Source organism: Bacteroides sp. MSSM.1001136sp1_RTP21357st2_D2_RTP21359_211015 (assembly GCF_040913205.1).
GTDB classification, from domain to species: domain Bacteria; phylum Bacteroidota; class Bacteroidia; order Bacteroidales; family Bacteroidaceae; genus Bacteroides; species Bacteroides ovatus.
Genome location: NZ_JBDFVF010000016.1, coordinates 44,173 through 59,015, shown reverse-complemented (window position 1 = coordinate 59,015; position 14,843 = coordinate 44,173). Strand labels below are relative to the sequence as shown.

14 protein-coding genes are annotated in these 14,843 nt (G+C 41.9%); all 14 read right to left on the bottom strand.

Going from position 1 to position 14,843, the window contains the following annotated elements:
- Positions 1-16: 16 nt before the first annotated feature.
- Positions 17-367 carry a 50S ribosomal protein L20 gene (gene rplT / locus AB5217_RS11965; RefSeq protein ID WP_004297540.1) on the bottom strand — a complete coding sequence of 117 codons (351 nt, stop codon included), beginning with the start codon at positions 365-367 and terminating at the stop codon, positions 17-19.
- Positions 368-465: 98 nt separating this feature from the next.
- A complete protein-coding gene (gene rpmI, locus AB5217_RS11960; RefSeq protein ID WP_004297539.1) occupies positions 466-663 on the bottom strand; it encodes a 50S ribosomal protein L35 in 198 nt (65 codons plus the stop codon).
- 69 nt (positions 664-732) lie between these two features.
- Positions 733-1,344, bottom strand: a complete 612-nt coding sequence (gene infC, locus AB5217_RS11955) for a translation initiation factor IF-3 (protein WP_032843324.1) — start codon at positions 1,342-1,344, stop codon at positions 733-735.
- Positions 1,345-1,416: 72 nt separating this feature from the next.
- Positions 1,417-3,357, bottom strand: coding sequence for a threonine--tRNA ligase (thrS, locus tag AB5217_RS11950; RefSeq protein WP_032843323.1), 1,941 nt, complete (start codon positions 3,355-3,357; stop codon positions 1,417-1,419).
- Between the two features lie 82 nt (positions 3,358-3,439).
- Positions 3,440-5,470 carry a tetratricopeptide repeat protein gene (locus tag AB5217_RS11945; protein ID WP_032843322.1) on the bottom strand — a complete coding sequence of 677 codons (2,031 nt, stop codon included), beginning with the start codon at positions 5,468-5,470 and terminating at the stop codon, positions 3,440-3,442.
- Positions 5,471-5,546: 76 nt separating this feature from the next.
- On the bottom strand, positions 5,547-6,101 hold the full coding sequence (gene def / locus AB5217_RS11940; RefSeq protein ID WP_004297529.1) for a peptide deformylase: 555 nt from the start codon (positions 6,099-6,101) through the stop codon (positions 5,547-5,549).
- Between the two features lie 45 nt (positions 6,102-6,146).
- Positions 6,147-6,563, bottom strand: coding sequence for a Holliday junction resolvase RuvX (gene ruvX / locus AB5217_RS11935; RefSeq protein ID WP_004307247.1), 417 nt, complete (start codon positions 6,561-6,563; stop codon positions 6,147-6,149).
- 74 nt (positions 6,564-6,637) lie between these two features.
- Complete coding sequence (locus tag AB5217_RS11930) at positions 6,638-7,777, bottom strand: OmpA family protein (RefSeq protein ID WP_004319109.1); 1,140 nt, start codon at positions 7,775-7,777, stop codon at positions 6,638-6,640.
- Positions 7,778-8,095: 318 nt separating this feature from the next.
- Positions 8,096-9,064 (bottom strand): PCMD domain-containing protein, encoded by a 969-nt coding sequence (locus tag AB5217_RS11925; protein WP_032843321.1) that lies wholly within the window; start codon positions 9,062-9,064, stop codon positions 8,096-8,098.
- A gap of 25 nt (positions 9,065-9,089) precedes the next feature.
- The gene (locus tag AB5217_RS11920; protein WP_004297525.1) at positions 9,090-10,196 is read right to left on the bottom strand and encodes a sulfotransferase family protein; all 1,107 of its coding nucleotides are present in this window, start codon (positions 10,194-10,196) and stop codon (positions 9,090-9,092) included.
- 82 nt (positions 10,197-10,278) lie between these two features.
- Complete coding sequence (gene cysN / locus AB5217_RS11915; protein ID WP_032843320.1) at positions 10,279-11,739, bottom strand: sulfate adenylyltransferase subunit CysN; 1,461 nt, start codon at positions 11,737-11,739, stop codon at positions 10,279-10,281.
- Between the two features lie 12 nt (positions 11,740-11,751).
- Positions 11,752-12,660 carry a sulfate adenylyltransferase subunit CysD gene (cysD, locus tag AB5217_RS11910; RefSeq protein WP_004297523.1) on the bottom strand — a complete coding sequence of 303 codons (909 nt, stop codon included), beginning with the start codon at positions 12,658-12,660 and terminating at the stop codon, positions 11,752-11,754.
- Between the two features lie 7 nt (positions 12,661-12,667).
- Positions 12,668-13,276, bottom strand: coding sequence for an adenylyl-sulfate kinase (gene cysC, locus AB5217_RS11905; RefSeq protein ID WP_032843319.1), 609 nt, complete (start codon positions 13,274-13,276; stop codon positions 12,668-12,670).
- Between the two features lie 12 nt (positions 13,277-13,288).
- Complete coding sequence (locus AB5217_RS11900; protein WP_032843318.1) at positions 13,289-14,842, bottom strand: SLC13 family permease; 1,554 nt, start codon at positions 14,840-14,842, stop codon at positions 13,289-13,291.
- Position 14,843: the final 1 nt, after the last annotated feature.

Here is a 14,843-nt window from a genome sequence, read left to right as displayed (position 1 = left end):
CGTAAACTATTGATGCTTAAGCAGCTTTAGCTTTAGCAACTACAGCTTTGAAAGCTTCCGGGTGATTCATAGCTAAATCAGCCAAAACCTTACGGTTTATTTCAATACCGGCTTTGTGCAGACCGCCCATCAATTTAGAATAAGACATTCCTTCAAGACGTGCAGCAGCGTTGATACGTTGTATCCAAAGAGCGCGGAAGTTTCTTTTCTTATTTCTACGGTCACGGAACGCGTAAGTCAAACCCTTTTCCCAAGTGTTTTTAGCTACGGTCCATACATTCTTTCTTGCACCAAAGTAACCTCTGGTCAATTTCAAAATTTTCTTTCTTCTTGCTTTTGAAGCAACATGATTTACTGATCTTGGCATAGTTTTACTTTTTTTGAATGTTAGCGCCGCTACTTCACGCAGCGAACTTCAGGCTAATGCATTCGGTTAATACTTTAATAATACTTTTACGCTTTTGATTACTTCATTGCTAAGAGTTCCTTAACCTGGCTTACATTTGTTGTATCAACAGTTGTAGAGTAGCACAGATTTCTTTTTCTCTTCTTGGATTTCTTAGTCAAAATGTGACTGTGAAAAGCGTGCTTTCTTTTGATTTTACCTGTTCCGGTAAGGGTAAACCTTTTTTTAGAACCGGAGTTAGTCTTCATCTTTGGCATCTTACTTGTTTTTAAATTATTAAATATATAATGGCAACGCACTATACCTGCGCGTTACGCATCCTTTTCTTATTCTTCGCTCGTTTCCGGCTTCTCTGCTTTTTGTGCAGGAGTAGCAGGTTTCGGTGCTCCGGCCGTTGCAGACTTTTTAGGAGCTTCTTTCTTCTTCGGAGAAAGCTGGATAGTCATACGCTTACCTTCCAATATCGGCATCTGATCCACTTTAGCATAGTCTTCCAAATCATTCGCAAAACGAAGCAACAATACTTCACCTTGTTCCTTAAAAAGGATAGAACGACCTTTAAAGAATACATAAGCCTTCACCTTATCACCGTCTTCCAAGAATCCTTTAGCATGTTTCAACTTAAAGTTGTAATCATGGTCATCTGTCTGGGGACCAAAACGAATCTCCTTCACATTAACCTTCACCTGCTTCGCTTTCTGTTCCTTCTGACGTTTCTTTAATTGATAAAGAAATTTAGAATAATCAATAATACGACAAACAGGGGGTTGAGCATTAGGAGAAATTTCCACTAAATCCAATTCTTTTTCTTCAGCCATTTTCAGAGCCTGAAAGATTGGATATACTTTCGGTTCAATATCATCGCTTACTATGCGAACTTCCTTGGCACGAATCTGTTCATTGATTCTGTATTGCCCTTTTAGAGTGTCATTCTTCATTAAAAACGTTTACTTCCTAGTTTGATCTTTTTATTGTTATACTAAATATTTTATTCTGAAACGGCTGCAAAGTTACCATTTATTTATCATATTCTGAACTTCTTCGTTCAAAATTTTAGCAAATTCTTCAAATTTCATGGTTCCTTTGTCACCTTCGCCTTGTCTACGAACAGAAACTTCACCATTTTCCGCCTCTTTTTCACCGACAATCAGCATATAAGGAATGCGCTTCATTTCATTATCACGAATCTTGCGGCCGATCTTCTCGTTACGATCATCTACAATCGCACGGATTTCGTGTATTTTCAGATACATCTTCACCTGTTCTGCATATTCATTGAACTTCTCACTGATCGGCAGAATAACTACCTGTTCCGGTGTCAGCCACAATGGGAACTTACCGGCAGTGTGCTCAATCAATACAGCAACAAAACGTTCCATTGATCCGAACGGAGCACGGTGAATCATCACCGGACGATGCTTCTGATTATCAGAGCCCATATATTCAAGTTCAAAGCGTTCCGGCAAGTTGTAGTCAACCTGGATAGTACCCAGCTGCCAACGACGACCGATAGCGTCTTTCACCATAAAGTCGAGCTTAGGACCATAGAAAGCAGCTTCTCCATACTCAATCTTAGCAGGCAAGCCCTTCTCCGCACAAGCCTCGATAATAGCCTGTTCCGCTTTTTCCCAGTTATCATCGCTACCAATATACTTTTCACGGTTCACTTTATCACGCAAAGATATCTGTGCTTCAAAATTCTGGAAATCCATAGAACGGAACACAATAGATATAATATCCATCACACGAAGGAACTCATCTTTCACCTGCTCCGGACGACAGAAGATATGCGCATCATCCTGCGTAAAGCTACGAACACGAGTTAAACCATGTAACTCTCCACTTTGTTCATAACGACAAACCGTACCAAATTCAGCTATACGCAACGGAAGGTCTTTATAAGAACGTGGGAAGTTCTTGTAAATCTCACAGTGGTGAGGACAGTTCATCGGTTTCAAGAAATACTCTTCCCCCTCTTCCGGAGTATGGATAGGTTGGAAAGCATCCTTGCCATATTTTGCATAGTGACCCGAAGTCACATACAGCAACTTATTACCGATTGGCGGAGTAATCACCTCCTGATAATCGTAACGTGTCTGGATACGACGCAAGAACTCCTGCAGACGCAGACGCAATGCAGTACCTTTCGGCAACCACATAGGAAGTCCCTTACCTACAGTTTCAGAAAACATAAACAACTGCATCTCCTTACCGATCTTACGGTGGTCACGCTTCTTCGCTTCTTCCAACAACACCAGATACTCATCCAGCATTTTCTTCTTCGGGAACGTGATACCATAAATACGAGTCAGCATCTTACGATCTTCATGACCACGCCAATAAGCACCAGCCACTGAAGTCAACTTAATAGCCTTGATCGGAGCAGTCGTCATCAAGTGAGGACCACGACAAAGGTCAGTAAACGCACCCTGCGTATAAGTCGTAATGTGTCCGTCTTCCAGTTCAGAAATCAATTCACATTTATATGTTTCGCCACGATCACCAAACATTTTCAGAGCATCCGTTTTTACGATGCTTTTTCTGACTACGTCTTCTTTCTTTGCAGCCAGTTCCAACATTTTAGCCTCAATGGCAGGAAGGTCGCTTTCTTTAATTACCGCTTCACCCGGATCCACATCATAGTAGAATCCGTTTTCAATAGCCGGTCCGATACCAAACTGGATACCCGGATAAAGTTCCTGCAAAGCTTCCGCCAACAAGTGTGCACTTGTATGCCAGAATGCATGCTTACCTTCTTCATCATCCCATTTATAAAGAACGAAATTAGCATCTTCATTAATAGGACGTCCTAAATCATAAGTCTCGCCGTTCACGCCACATGCCAGCACTTCCTGTGCCAGACGCGAGCTGATACTTTCAGCAATCTGTAAACCGTTCACTCCTTCGTTATACTCACGAACGGAGCCATCGGGAAATGTTATCTTTATCATAATATGATGATGTTATATTTTCATAATTTGAACGCAAAAGTAACTAAATCTTTTGAGTTTTCTATTTTTTATCAAAAAAATGTTATTCCGATTGATCTGTAAAACGTTTGATAACATTATAAGCAGAAACAATCCCCAACTCACCGGCTTTACTCAAATCTGAAATGCCCAGCTTATTATTTCCTAAGAAAATATGAGTCAGTCCACGGTTGAAATAAGCATCCGCAAAATCAGGATTTAGCTCGATCGCCTTATCGTAGTCGATAATTGCGGCACGGTAATCTTTCAACATGGCAGAAACATTAGCACGATTATAATATGCGTATACAAAGTCCGGAGCCAGATTAATCACCTTATCCAAGTCTTTTCTGACCACTTCATAATCTACTGCGGTAATCTCCTTACGCTTATTATCACCCGGAACAACATCTGTTTCGACAGCTTGTTCAGCCTTCTGATACTCCAACTGTTTACAACGGATCAGCGCACGCATAAAATATGCCGGGAAGAAATCACCATCCAGCAAGATCGTCTGGGTCAAATCGAAAACCGCACTCGAGAAGTCCTGCACCAGATAAAAATCAATTGCACGGGCAAAACGTTTCGAAGCATTCTTGTCATCTTCCACAATCGCCGATGTGTGCGTATCAATCAAGGCAAAATGCACCTTCACCTGTTCTTCCGTCAACGGAGCTTCCATATTTGTGATACGAAGACGTTTCGGAAGTATACCCGTACGGTTCAAGTCTTCAATATATTTGTGGAAGTTCACCGAACGTTTTACGTCACTCATCTTCTCATAATAAGTCAAAGCGAACATCGGCTCCAGCGTTATATTTACGTTCTTATCCTGCACACGACCACGATAATCACTTGTATAGCGTTGTTCGGCTTCAGAATCATCCGCAATCACTATCTTACGATAGTTATTCATATTCTTATCGGATTTCTTACGGGTCTTCTCTCCGCCTTCCTCATCATTTTCCTTATCCTTGTTCTGTGCTACATCTTTGTTCGTCACACCGTTCTGCTTGTCGATCTGCGCCTTCATGACTTTAAATTCATCCTGCTCCGCACCCTTCTTATCTCCAATCTTTCTGCGAGCTTCCGAACGCTGATAGTATCCGGCCAGGAAGTTCGGATACTGATTGATAACAGTTGTGTAATCTTGTATAGCCCCGCGATAATCACCCGTTTGCGCACGCAGCAAACCACGGTTAAAGACAGCCATCATATTATCCGGCTCCATCTTGATAACAAAGTCGAAGTCTTCGATAGCCCGGTTATCATCTCCTACCTGTGCACGTAACAATCCGCGGTTATAATGACCGATAAAGTTATTCGGATCAATATCCAATGCCAGATCATAATCGCTCATGGCACCTCTTAAATTATTCTGATGAAAACGAGCCAATGCACGGTTTATATAATTTCCAGCATTCTTAGCACTCAACGGAATAGCACGGTTGAAATCCGCTTCCGCTTCCGCATACTTAGCCTGTTGTAATTTAACAATCGCTCTTGCAGCCCAAGCATCCGGATCATATTTATCCAGTTCAAGCGCCTTATTGAAGTCATTCAAGGCAGCAATCGTATCTTTCTGTTGTAAAGACACTTCCCCCCTCATCAAATAAGCACGGGTATAGCGTGGAGACACCTTCAACAAGCTTTCCAAATCCTCTTTCGCAGCATTATAATCCTTCTTCTGGATATGAGATAATGTCAGGTTATGCCATAAAGTAATATTCTCCGGATCATAATGCAATGCTTTCTTATAATCCTCAATCGCTCCATCAAATTTACTCTGACGAATCCTTGCCAAACCACGAATCTGATAAGCACCCACCACAAATGGATTGCGTTGGATAGCTGCATCACAGTCTGCTTCAGCACCCTGAAAATCCTCCAGATTCAGTTTAGCCAATGCCCTGAAGAAATAAGGTTCATACAGATAAGGCTTAGCGTTAATAACCTGATTAAAATACTGAATAGAAAGTACATAGTCCTCAAAATAAAGAGCGTTTCGGGCAATAGTCATCACCCGATCCGTATTTATTTGAGCACACACCAGCGTTGGGAACAGTAATAAAACTGTTAAGATTCTTTTTACCATTGATATTTTATGCTTGTAAACGAAGCAAAAATAATGTTTTTCGCTTACTTAACAGGGATATAAACGTTTTTTATCTTTATTTCACCTGTTTCATCTTATATGAACTGCGCGCTTTTCCCTTCAACATCGTATTCAGCTTTCCTTTAATCATCTGCTTACGAAGCGGTGAGATATGGTCAATGAACATCTTACCATCCAAATGATCGAACTCATGTTGCATCACCCGAGCCAGATAACCTTCCACCTCTTCTTCATGCTCCACAAAATTCTCGTCCATATATTTCACGCGAATTTTATCACCCCTTTTCACTGTTTCGTGAATACCGGGAAGGCTTAAGCATCCCTCTTCCATACTCACTTCTTCACCCCCTACTTCCAGAATGTGGGGATTGATATAAGCCTTATTAAAGTCTTTAAATTCAGGATATTCCTCCGAAAGCGGATCCAATGTAATCGTAACCACGCGAATAGGCAAACCAATCTGTGGAGCAGCCAATCCTACACCGTCTGCATGTACCATTGTTTCGAACATGTTCTCAATCAACTCTTTCAGATTCGGATAATCCGGTGTTATGTCCTCTGCAACCTTTCTCAATACAGGTTGGCCATATACATAAATAGGTAAAATCATATTTTTATACTCTACTAAAAAATTAAGTTATTCTTATGTCCTATACTAAAAACGTTTACTCTCCAAATATGTTTGCAAAATAATAGTAGCACTTATCTCGTCCACCAATGCCTTATTTTGCCGGTCCTTTTTCTTCAAGCCGGCCTCCAACATGGTACGGTGTGCAAGAACAGAAGTGAAACGTTCGTCCACATATTCGACCGGAAGGTCCGGATAACGCTTTTTCAGCGAACGAACAAAAGGCTCTATATTCTTCATATTCTCCGAAACCTCATTATTCATTTGCTTGGGCAATCCAATAATAATCCGCTCCACCGGTTCTTTAGCTATATATTCACCGATAAAGTTCAGAAGTTCATGCGTGGGCACCGTCGTCAATCCGTTTGCGATCAGCTGCATTGTATCGCTCACAGCTATTCCGGTACGTTTTCTTCCATAATCTATTGCTACTATTCTGCTCATGGGGTACAAAAATACAAAAAAGACGCTTCCCGTGAAAGGAAACGTCTCTTTTATTCTATTATTTCAAATGTATATTATTCTTCAACAATAGCTACACGGCTTAACTTAGCATCATCATAGAACATGTTGCCTACACCACCCTTGTAATCAACCTTCAATTGAGAAGCAGGAACACCAAATTCATTAACCATCAGGTCACGAACAGCTTCAGCTCTCTTCTTACTCAACTTCATGTTGTATTCAGCAGAACCAGTACCCTTATCAGCATATCCTGTTATAGTAAACACTTTATCAGTTGCTTTGATACCCTTAGCCATAGCTTCAATATTCATGTATTCTCTCTTGCTGATGTTGCTCTTTCCGATATTGAATACAACAACCAGACGTGGAACGAATCCAGCTTCTTTCTTAACGATCACTTCAGGTTTCTTGTTACGAGCTTCAACCAAGTCACGTTTCAAAGATTCGTTTTCACCCTTCAAAGCGTTCACTCTGTCTCTCATGTCGTTCAACTGGCTTTCCGGAACCATTGGTACAGTAGGAACAGCATCCCAACCACGTTTCTTAAACTTGTAAGTAACACCTACAGTCAGACCAGCCAATCCTTCAGGACCTGAATTGCCAAATGCGCCTTTCATCAAAAGTCCGCGCAATTCAACGTTAAGATCCAAAGCAGAAGACAGGCGGAAACGGTTGATTAAACCGGCATTGATACCCAGTTCGTCATAACCCGGACCTTTACCTGTATGTACAAACCCAGCTCCTACATAAGGAATGAATGAGTACACGCGATCTTCTTTATATCCACAGAACATATTGGTAAGATTCAACAATACATCTCCATGGAAGTTCATAACATTCCACTTTTCTTTGTAGTAGCCATTAGAATACTGTCCTCCGTCTACAAGCGGACCATTAGCATTAGGAGTAGCACCTTTAGCCTGAAGCCCGTTGTAAGCTACACGCAATCCGATACCCGGAGTAAACCACTTACCTACAGCAATGTCAAGTGCCGGAGCAAGACGTTTTCCGAAGTCAGCTTTACCATCATTGTCGCCAAAATACATTTGTGCGCCAACGCCACCACTAATAAACCAGTTAGCACCAAAGCGATTTGTTTCCACTCTATAACTCTTTGCTGCATTTTCTTTTTCTTGTGCAGGCAGACATACTGAGACTGCTGCCAATAAAATAAACAATAAACCCTTTTTCATCTCAATTTATTTTAGTAAATAATATATTTCAATTGTCTTACAGGCTAGATACACAACCCAAATGTTCCACACCTGACTAAGAGACAATAAACGTCATCCTTTCTTCTAAAATTAGTGCAAATATAGATATTTAATATAACACAAACAAAAAAACACGTAAATTTTCATTCATTCATAGAATTTTATAGAGCGATAAAAGTGTAATATAACTTCAGAAGGCATCTGAAGGGGTTTGTTGTGGAAGAATTAAAACAAAAAAAATAGTCAGTGATGAAATTAGATCACTGACTATTTCTATTCTTTGTCTATATACTTTAGTTAATATACCAGTTTTACATTGTCAATCCACAGTGTATTTCCCGGAGAACCGATATAGGCTCCTCCATGACTGGACGTGAACTGAAGACACATATGAGTCGGAACATCATTTTCATCTCCCCAGGCCACTTCATGAATAGGCACGCTTTCACCCTTACTGTTCACCGTATAACTTTCAGTCGCCTGCAAACGCATCATGTGCGACTTATATTCCGGACGATTCGTGATGTCACCGTACATAATCTCATAGGTCGCATTATTTTTCCAGTCCATCGAATGATAGTAATAAGTCACCATAGTCCCTATCCGTTTTGCATACACGTTTCCATTGGCATCTTCCCAACGTTTTTGCAGAAGCAGGATAGCTGCCGGATAATCTTTTCCGGGAACATCCGTAATCTTGCTGAAACCGGTAGCGCGAATACGGTTCTCCCGGTCGGACATCTTCACTTTATAGTCAAACTGAAGAGCCACCGGCTTTTTGGTAAACGGAATACCGGTCTGCAACATTTTCTGTGGGTTTTTAGTACCCTTAATCGGCTCATGCACCGAACCGGTAAAGACAGAGCCAGCCGCCAACACCGTAATATTAACCAGTCCCAACACTTTCACACTCTCCATGCGCGTATCCAAACGGGCGCAATACCCATCTCCCCGCTTCTCCGGAAATACCGAAGTATTAGTCTTCGTAATACCGGCAACTTTCGCCATCACATTTGAAGTAGCCCAAGGCGATCCGCCCATATTCTTATAAACCTGATCTCCCTTAATTACCGTCGTCGGCCCTATCGCATATACATTCTTTGTATTCCCACCGATAATGCTCGATTCCTTTATCTGACGGTCCACCCATTGATCCATGTCCCCAAAAGGAAGCATTTCAACTTTATGTTGCGCCATCAAAGACAAGGAAGAAATAAATGCAACGAAACCTGTCATCAACAGGCGATGAACGCTTTTCTGAATCATCAATACTTTTCCTTTCTTTTTCTTCTTATAAATTATAATCCCATTGTTTCAAAGCAAAATCCCAGTTCTCTTCTACCAAACGAATCGTACGGTCGTCATATTTATACTTATTCTTCTTATATCCCTTCTTTCCGCCCACATATTTTTCTATATCACTACGTGCTTCGGCAAATCCAGGGATAGAAAGAGACTGATAAATATTCTCCGTCATTCCCATCGCATCCGCTTCGAAATCTTCAAATTTCACTTCCATCAAGTTACCTTCCGGAATAAATTTCTTATCCGATTCATACTTATGATAAAGTTTTGCATAGATAGAAATGATATTTTCCTCTAATTGTTCATTGCTGACATCCTGCAACTTCAACGGTTGAATCGTATTTGTAAAGAAACTGCGTGTAGATTCGAATACGGTATACGGATTACGCATCAGGTAGATAAACTTAGCATTCGGGAACATCTTCACCAGTTCCTTCACCCTTCCGGTATGCGGAGGATTCTTGCTAAGGAATTGAGTTCCCTGGGTATTCCACAAAGAAATCTTAATCAACTTCGTGAACACCTCTTCAAACACCTTCAATTCGGCATCCGTTATATCATCAAACAAAAGATACTTATCGGCATACTCCTGCTGATATTTCGGCAGGAACCAGAAATTATAATATGTATAAGGCATCATGTTCGACAAAGCAAACTCCTCTTCCTGGGGAAGATCCACTGCCAGTTCCATATTATCCGTCGGACGTTTATCCGGCATCAGCCAACTCATATTCTTTTTGAAGAAAGGCTGTCCCCACATCATCAGATGAGGAAATACAGTCTGATAAGTAGTGTTATACCCAAAATGCTTGTCACAAGAGAACACATTATGTACAAATGTAGTTCCACTCCGCCAGTGTCCCAAAATGAACACCGGATCATGCTCCAACGGCTGATTAGCCAGCAACTTCTCGTAACGCCTGTCTTGTAATGACGCCAGTGGAGAAAGCAATCGGCACACAGCCTTCGTCAATCGGTATTTACCTTTGTAGGCTGCGTCAATTTCACGACCGGCGGTGATAGCCTTGAATGTCTTCCAGTCGGCACCTACCAATGTATTAATCGGAAGTTTATTAAATTCGAGTAATCCCACTTTATTAATTAGAAATTAAGAATTAAAAATTAAAGACGACAGAATGCTGTCATTTTCAGTTTTCAATTTATTGTTGAACAATCTATTTTATTAGTCGCACTGCAAGGCCCTGACGTTCCAGTTCCTTCACAGCTTTCTCTACCGCTTCATAATGTTCCGAAGCAATTCCCAGTTTTGCCATATCCAATACCGGAATATCCTCCGTGTCACTCATATCTTTCATTTCCACGCGGTCGATAATCATACCTACTGCCGAAGTATTATTAGTGATCGGGTCAATCAGGATAAATGAGCCACAAGATTTATTCTTCTTATAAGGATCAAAGAACAATTCCTTAGCCGTAGTCAGCACCACACGGGCAATCTGATTCAACTGCAAAGGCAACATCTCTTTAGTCAGCTGACCATTCTCCAGAGACAGATGTTCCATCGTATTCACGTCCACCTTATACTTTATCGTATCAATACGCGTACGACTCAAATTGGTAGTCTGCTTAATAAAGAACGACTTATTTACATCCATCGGTTCTTCATCCATCCAGACCATCATAGCATCAAAATTACGATCCACCGTCGGCAGATTGTCAGGATGCACCAACATTTCGCCACGCGACACATCGATCTCATCCTCCAATGTCAAGGTCACAGACTGCGGTGGGAAAGCGTAATCCAATTCCCCGTCATAAGTCACGATGCTTTTCACCTTAGATGTTTTTCCGGAAGGAAGTGCCATCACCGTATCCCCTTTGCGAACGATACCGGATGCAACTTTACCACAGAATCCTCTGAAATCCAGATTCGGACGAAGCACATACTGAACCGGGAAACGGAAATCCGTAAAATTATGGTCATTATCAATATGAACCGTTTCAAGGAAATCGAGCAAAGAAATCCCCTTGTACCATGGAGTACGTTCAGACTTATCCACCACATTATCCCCATCCAATGCAGAAAGTGGAATACAGTTGACGTCAGGAATACCCAATGGAGCAACAAACTTCTTATAGTCAGCTACAATCTCGTTAAAACGCTCTTCCGAGAAATCCACCAGATCCATCTTGTTGACAGCCAACACCACATGCTTGATTCCCAGCAAAGACACCAGGAAAGTGTGGCGACGAGTCTGGGTAATCACTCCGGTACGGGCATCCACCAGGATAATAGCCAAGTTAGCCGTAGATCCTCCGGTAATCATATTACGGGTATACTGTTCGTGTCCCGGAGTATCCGCGATGATAAACTTACGGCCATTAGTAGAAAAATAGCGATAAGCCACGTCAATCGTAATACCCTGTTCACGTTCAGCCTTCAAACCATCCAGTAATAACGCATAATCAATATGCTCGCCTGCATTTCCTACACGCTTACTATCACGTTCCAGTGCATCCAGTTGATCCTCATACAATTTCTTACTGTCAAACAACAAGCGTCCGATCAACGTAGATTTTCCATCATCTACCGAACCCGCAGTCAACAATCTCAACAAGTCTTTCTGTTCATCCTTGTCCAGAAAAGCTTTTATATCTAATTTATTATCTGCCATTACTAGTTACAATTAAAAGTATCCCTCACGCTTCTTTTGTTCCATACTACCCTCCTGGTCAAAGTCAATCACACGGGTAGTACGTTCACTCTTCGTCGTAGTCATCATTTCCTCCACAATCTCTTCAATCGTAGCAGCTCCACTTTCCACTGCCCCTGTCAGAGGCCAGCAGCCCAACGTACGAAAACGAACCATCTTCATTTCAATCTGGTCACGGTACTTTTCAGGCAAACGGTCATCATCCGCCATAATAATATTGCCATCCAAATTAATTACCGGACGCTCCTTAGCATAATATAACGGAACGATCGGAATATTCTCCAAGCGAATATACTGCCAAATATCCAATTCAGTCCAGTTGCTAATCGGGAATACACGAATACTTTCCCCCTTATGCACGCGGGCATTATAAATATCCCACAATTCAGGACGCTGATTCTTCGGGTCCCATTGGTGAAACTTATCCCGGAAAGAGAAAATACGTTCCTTCGCACGTGACTTCTCCTCGTCACGACGGGCACCACCAAATGCAGCATCAAACTTATACTTATCCAACGCATGAAGCAAAGCCTGCGTCTTCATCAAGTCCGTATGCACCTTGCTTCCATGCGTAAAAGGTCCTACCCCTGCATGAAAAGCCTCCATATTACTTTCAACAATCAGATTCCATCCGTACTTCTTCGCATATTCATCACGAAACTGAATCATCTCCTTGAACTTCCATTTCGAATCGATATGCATCAACGGGAATGGCACTTTACCCGGATAAAACGCTTTTTCAGCCAAGCGTACCATCACCGAGGAATCCTTTCCGATACTGTAAAGCATCACCGGATTCTCAAATTCCGCCGCCACCTCGCGGATGATATGAATAGACTCGGCTTCGAGCTCCTTCAAGTGGCTTAATTTATATTCTTCCATATTTATTTCATTTTATACACTTCACTTTTGGCAAAACAAGCTCCAACAAACGGTTCACCGACTCCTCCAAAGTCAATTTGGAAGTATCCAGTGACAAAGCCGGATGTTCGGGAACCTCGAAAGGTGCGGAAATTCCTGTAAAATTCTGAATTTCCCCTTTCCGTGCCTTCGCATACAATCCTTTCACATCACGTTTCTCACATTCCTCCAGCGGAGTACTAACGAAAACCTCCAGAAAATCATCCTTACCAATAATGTTTGCAGCCATTTCGCGAATATCATTATTAGGGCTGATAAATGCAGCAATCGTAATGATACCACTATCCAGAAACAACTTCGACACTTCCGCTATGCGACGGATATTTTCCACCCGGTCCGTTTCGGAAAATCCCAGGTTATTATTAATTCCACTACGGATATTATCCCCATCCAGGATACGGCAAAGCAATCCACGCTTATGAAGTTCACGTTCCAATGCGATGGCAATCGTGCTCTTTCCGGAACCACTCAATCCGGTAAACCAGATCATCACACTGTGTTGCCCCAAAAGCACTTCTTTGTCCTGCCGCGTCATCATGCGGTCAAATATCGGATATATATGGTTCTTTTCTTCCATTTACAATTTTATTTAAAAGTTCCAGATCAACGGGATCAGAATAATAGAGATTAAGAAAGTGATAATATTAAGCGGCAACCCGATACGTACAAAATCCGTAAACTTATAGTTACCGATACCTTGCACAATCAAATTTGTCTGATAACCGATCGGTGTCGAGAAGCTGGCAGATGCAGCCATACAGATCACCACAAAGAAAGGCGTAGGGCTCACTCCTAATTGGGCAGAGATTGACAGTGCCAAAGGAAACGCCAAAGCCGCTGCTGCATTATTAGTTATCAATTCCGTAAACAAGTTCGTGATAATAAATACCATTGCAAGCAACACATGCGGGCCGTAATCATCACTCAACCCGATAATAAACTTCGCAACACTATCCGCCACACCAGAGTTCACCATTGCCTTACTGATAGCAAAAGCACAGGCAATAGTAATCAGAATATCCCACGAAATATATTTAGTATATTTACGGGCAGGGAACAGATTCGTCCATGCCATAATAATAGTAGTAATAGACACAAAGAAAAACATATCCAGTTTGATATCCGGAAACATCTCCTTCGTTATCGGAAGCTCACCCACCGTTGCGCCGACAATCATCAGCACCAGCAACAACAAAGCAAACCAACGCTTCTTCTTCCCGCTAGTATCCGGTTCATTCCCGTTTGTCAACAAGACAAACACAGAAGATTCCCCCCACGTCGGGATAAAAGTATCATCAGCCATCACAACAAGCGTATCCCCTTCATGAAGTACCACATCGTCCAAGTTAGTGACGAAGCGCTGTCCGTTACGTGTCTTGATCTCTTTTACCTCTGCACCATAATGACGTTGGAAATTAAAATCCTTCAGTTTTTTATTGATACCGGGAAAACGGGCACCCAAAACAGCCTCTACCCGATGCAACTTCTCCCCTTCTTCTACTTCTTCATCCGGCACAGCCGTATCCGGACGTGCATCCGGCAAAAGACGTTTAGAGAAAAGAAATATATAAATGATACCGGCAATAGCTATAAAAATACCCACCTTTCCGAGCTCGAACATAGAAAAGCCTTCAAATCCGGCCTCCAATATCATACCGTGCACCACCAGATTGGTAGAAGTACCGATCAAGGTACAGATACCTCCCAAAATAGTCACATAAGAAAGAGGAATCAGAAACTTCGTAGCCGGGAGATTCACCGACTTAGCCCAATGCTTGATAATCGGGGCAAAAATAACCACAACAGGCGTATTATTCAGAAAGGCAGAAATAAATGCCACCGAAGGTAAGATACGCAACTGTGCCTTAAATACTGTCGTCTTTCCTTGCGGAAGCAACTTCTTAATCACTTGTCCCAATGTGCCCGACTGACGAATACCCTCACTCACCAGAAACAGCAGAGCAACGGTAATCATCCCTTTATTACTAAACCCTTCCAGCATCTCCTTAGGAGTCAGAATGCCGGCACACAGAAACAAAACCACTACCGAAAAAAGTATCATGCCCGGACGCATCTTATCTGCTATCAAAGCCGCTACCATTCCTAATAGGGATAATAGTACAAATACAATTTCAAATGTCATA

What these genes read in the sequence shown, in the direction of transcription:
- AB5217_RS11930 (WP_004319109.1), bottom strand. Translation starts at nt 7,777, where the DNA reads ATGAAAAAGGGTTTATTGTTTATTTTATTGGCAGCAGTCTCAGTATGT.
- rpmI (WP_004297539.1), bottom strand. Translation starts at nt 663, where the DNA reads ATGCCAAAGATGAAGACTAACTCCGGTTCTAAAAAAAGGTTTACCCTT.
- cysD (WP_004297523.1), bottom strand. Translation starts at nt 12,660, where the DNA reads ATGGAAGAATATAAATTAAGCCACTTGAAGGAGCTCGAAGCCGAGTCT.
- AB5217_RS11900 (WP_032843318.1), bottom strand. Translation starts at nt 14,842, where the DNA reads ATGACATTTGAAATTGTATTTGTACTATTATCCCTATTAGGAATGGTA.
- infC (WP_032843324.1), bottom strand. Translation starts at nt 1,344, where the DNA reads ATGAAGAATGACACTCTAAAAGGGCAATACAGAATCAATGAACAGATT.
- cysN (WP_032843320.1), bottom strand. Translation starts at nt 11,739, where the DNA reads ATGGCAGATAATAAATTAGATATAAAAGCTTTTCTGGACAAGGATGAA.
- rplT (WP_004297540.1), bottom strand. Translation starts at nt 367, where the DNA reads ATGCCAAGATCAGTAAATCATGTTGCTTCAAAAGCAAGAAGAAAGAAA.
- AB5217_RS11945 (WP_032843322.1), bottom strand. Translation starts at nt 5,470, where the DNA reads ATGGTAAAAAGAATCTTAACAGTTTTATTACTGTTCCCAACGCTGGTG.
- AB5217_RS11925 (WP_032843321.1), bottom strand. Translation starts at nt 9,064, where the DNA reads ATGATTCAGAAAAGCGTTCATCGCCTGTTGATGACAGGTTTCGTTGCA.
- thrS (WP_032843323.1), bottom strand. Translation starts at nt 3,357, where the DNA reads ATGATAAAGATAACATTTCCCGATGGCTCCGTTCGTGAGTATAACGAA.
- ruvX (WP_004307247.1), bottom strand. Translation starts at nt 6,563, where the DNA reads ATGAGCAGAATAGTAGCAATAGATTATGGAAGAAAACGTACCGGAATA.
- cysC (WP_032843319.1), bottom strand. Translation starts at nt 13,276, where the DNA reads ATGGAAGAAAAGAACCATATATATCCGATATTTGACCGCATGATGACG.
- def (WP_004297529.1), bottom strand. Translation starts at nt 6,101, where the DNA reads ATGATTTTACCTATTTATGTATATGGCCAACCTGTATTGAGAAAGGTT.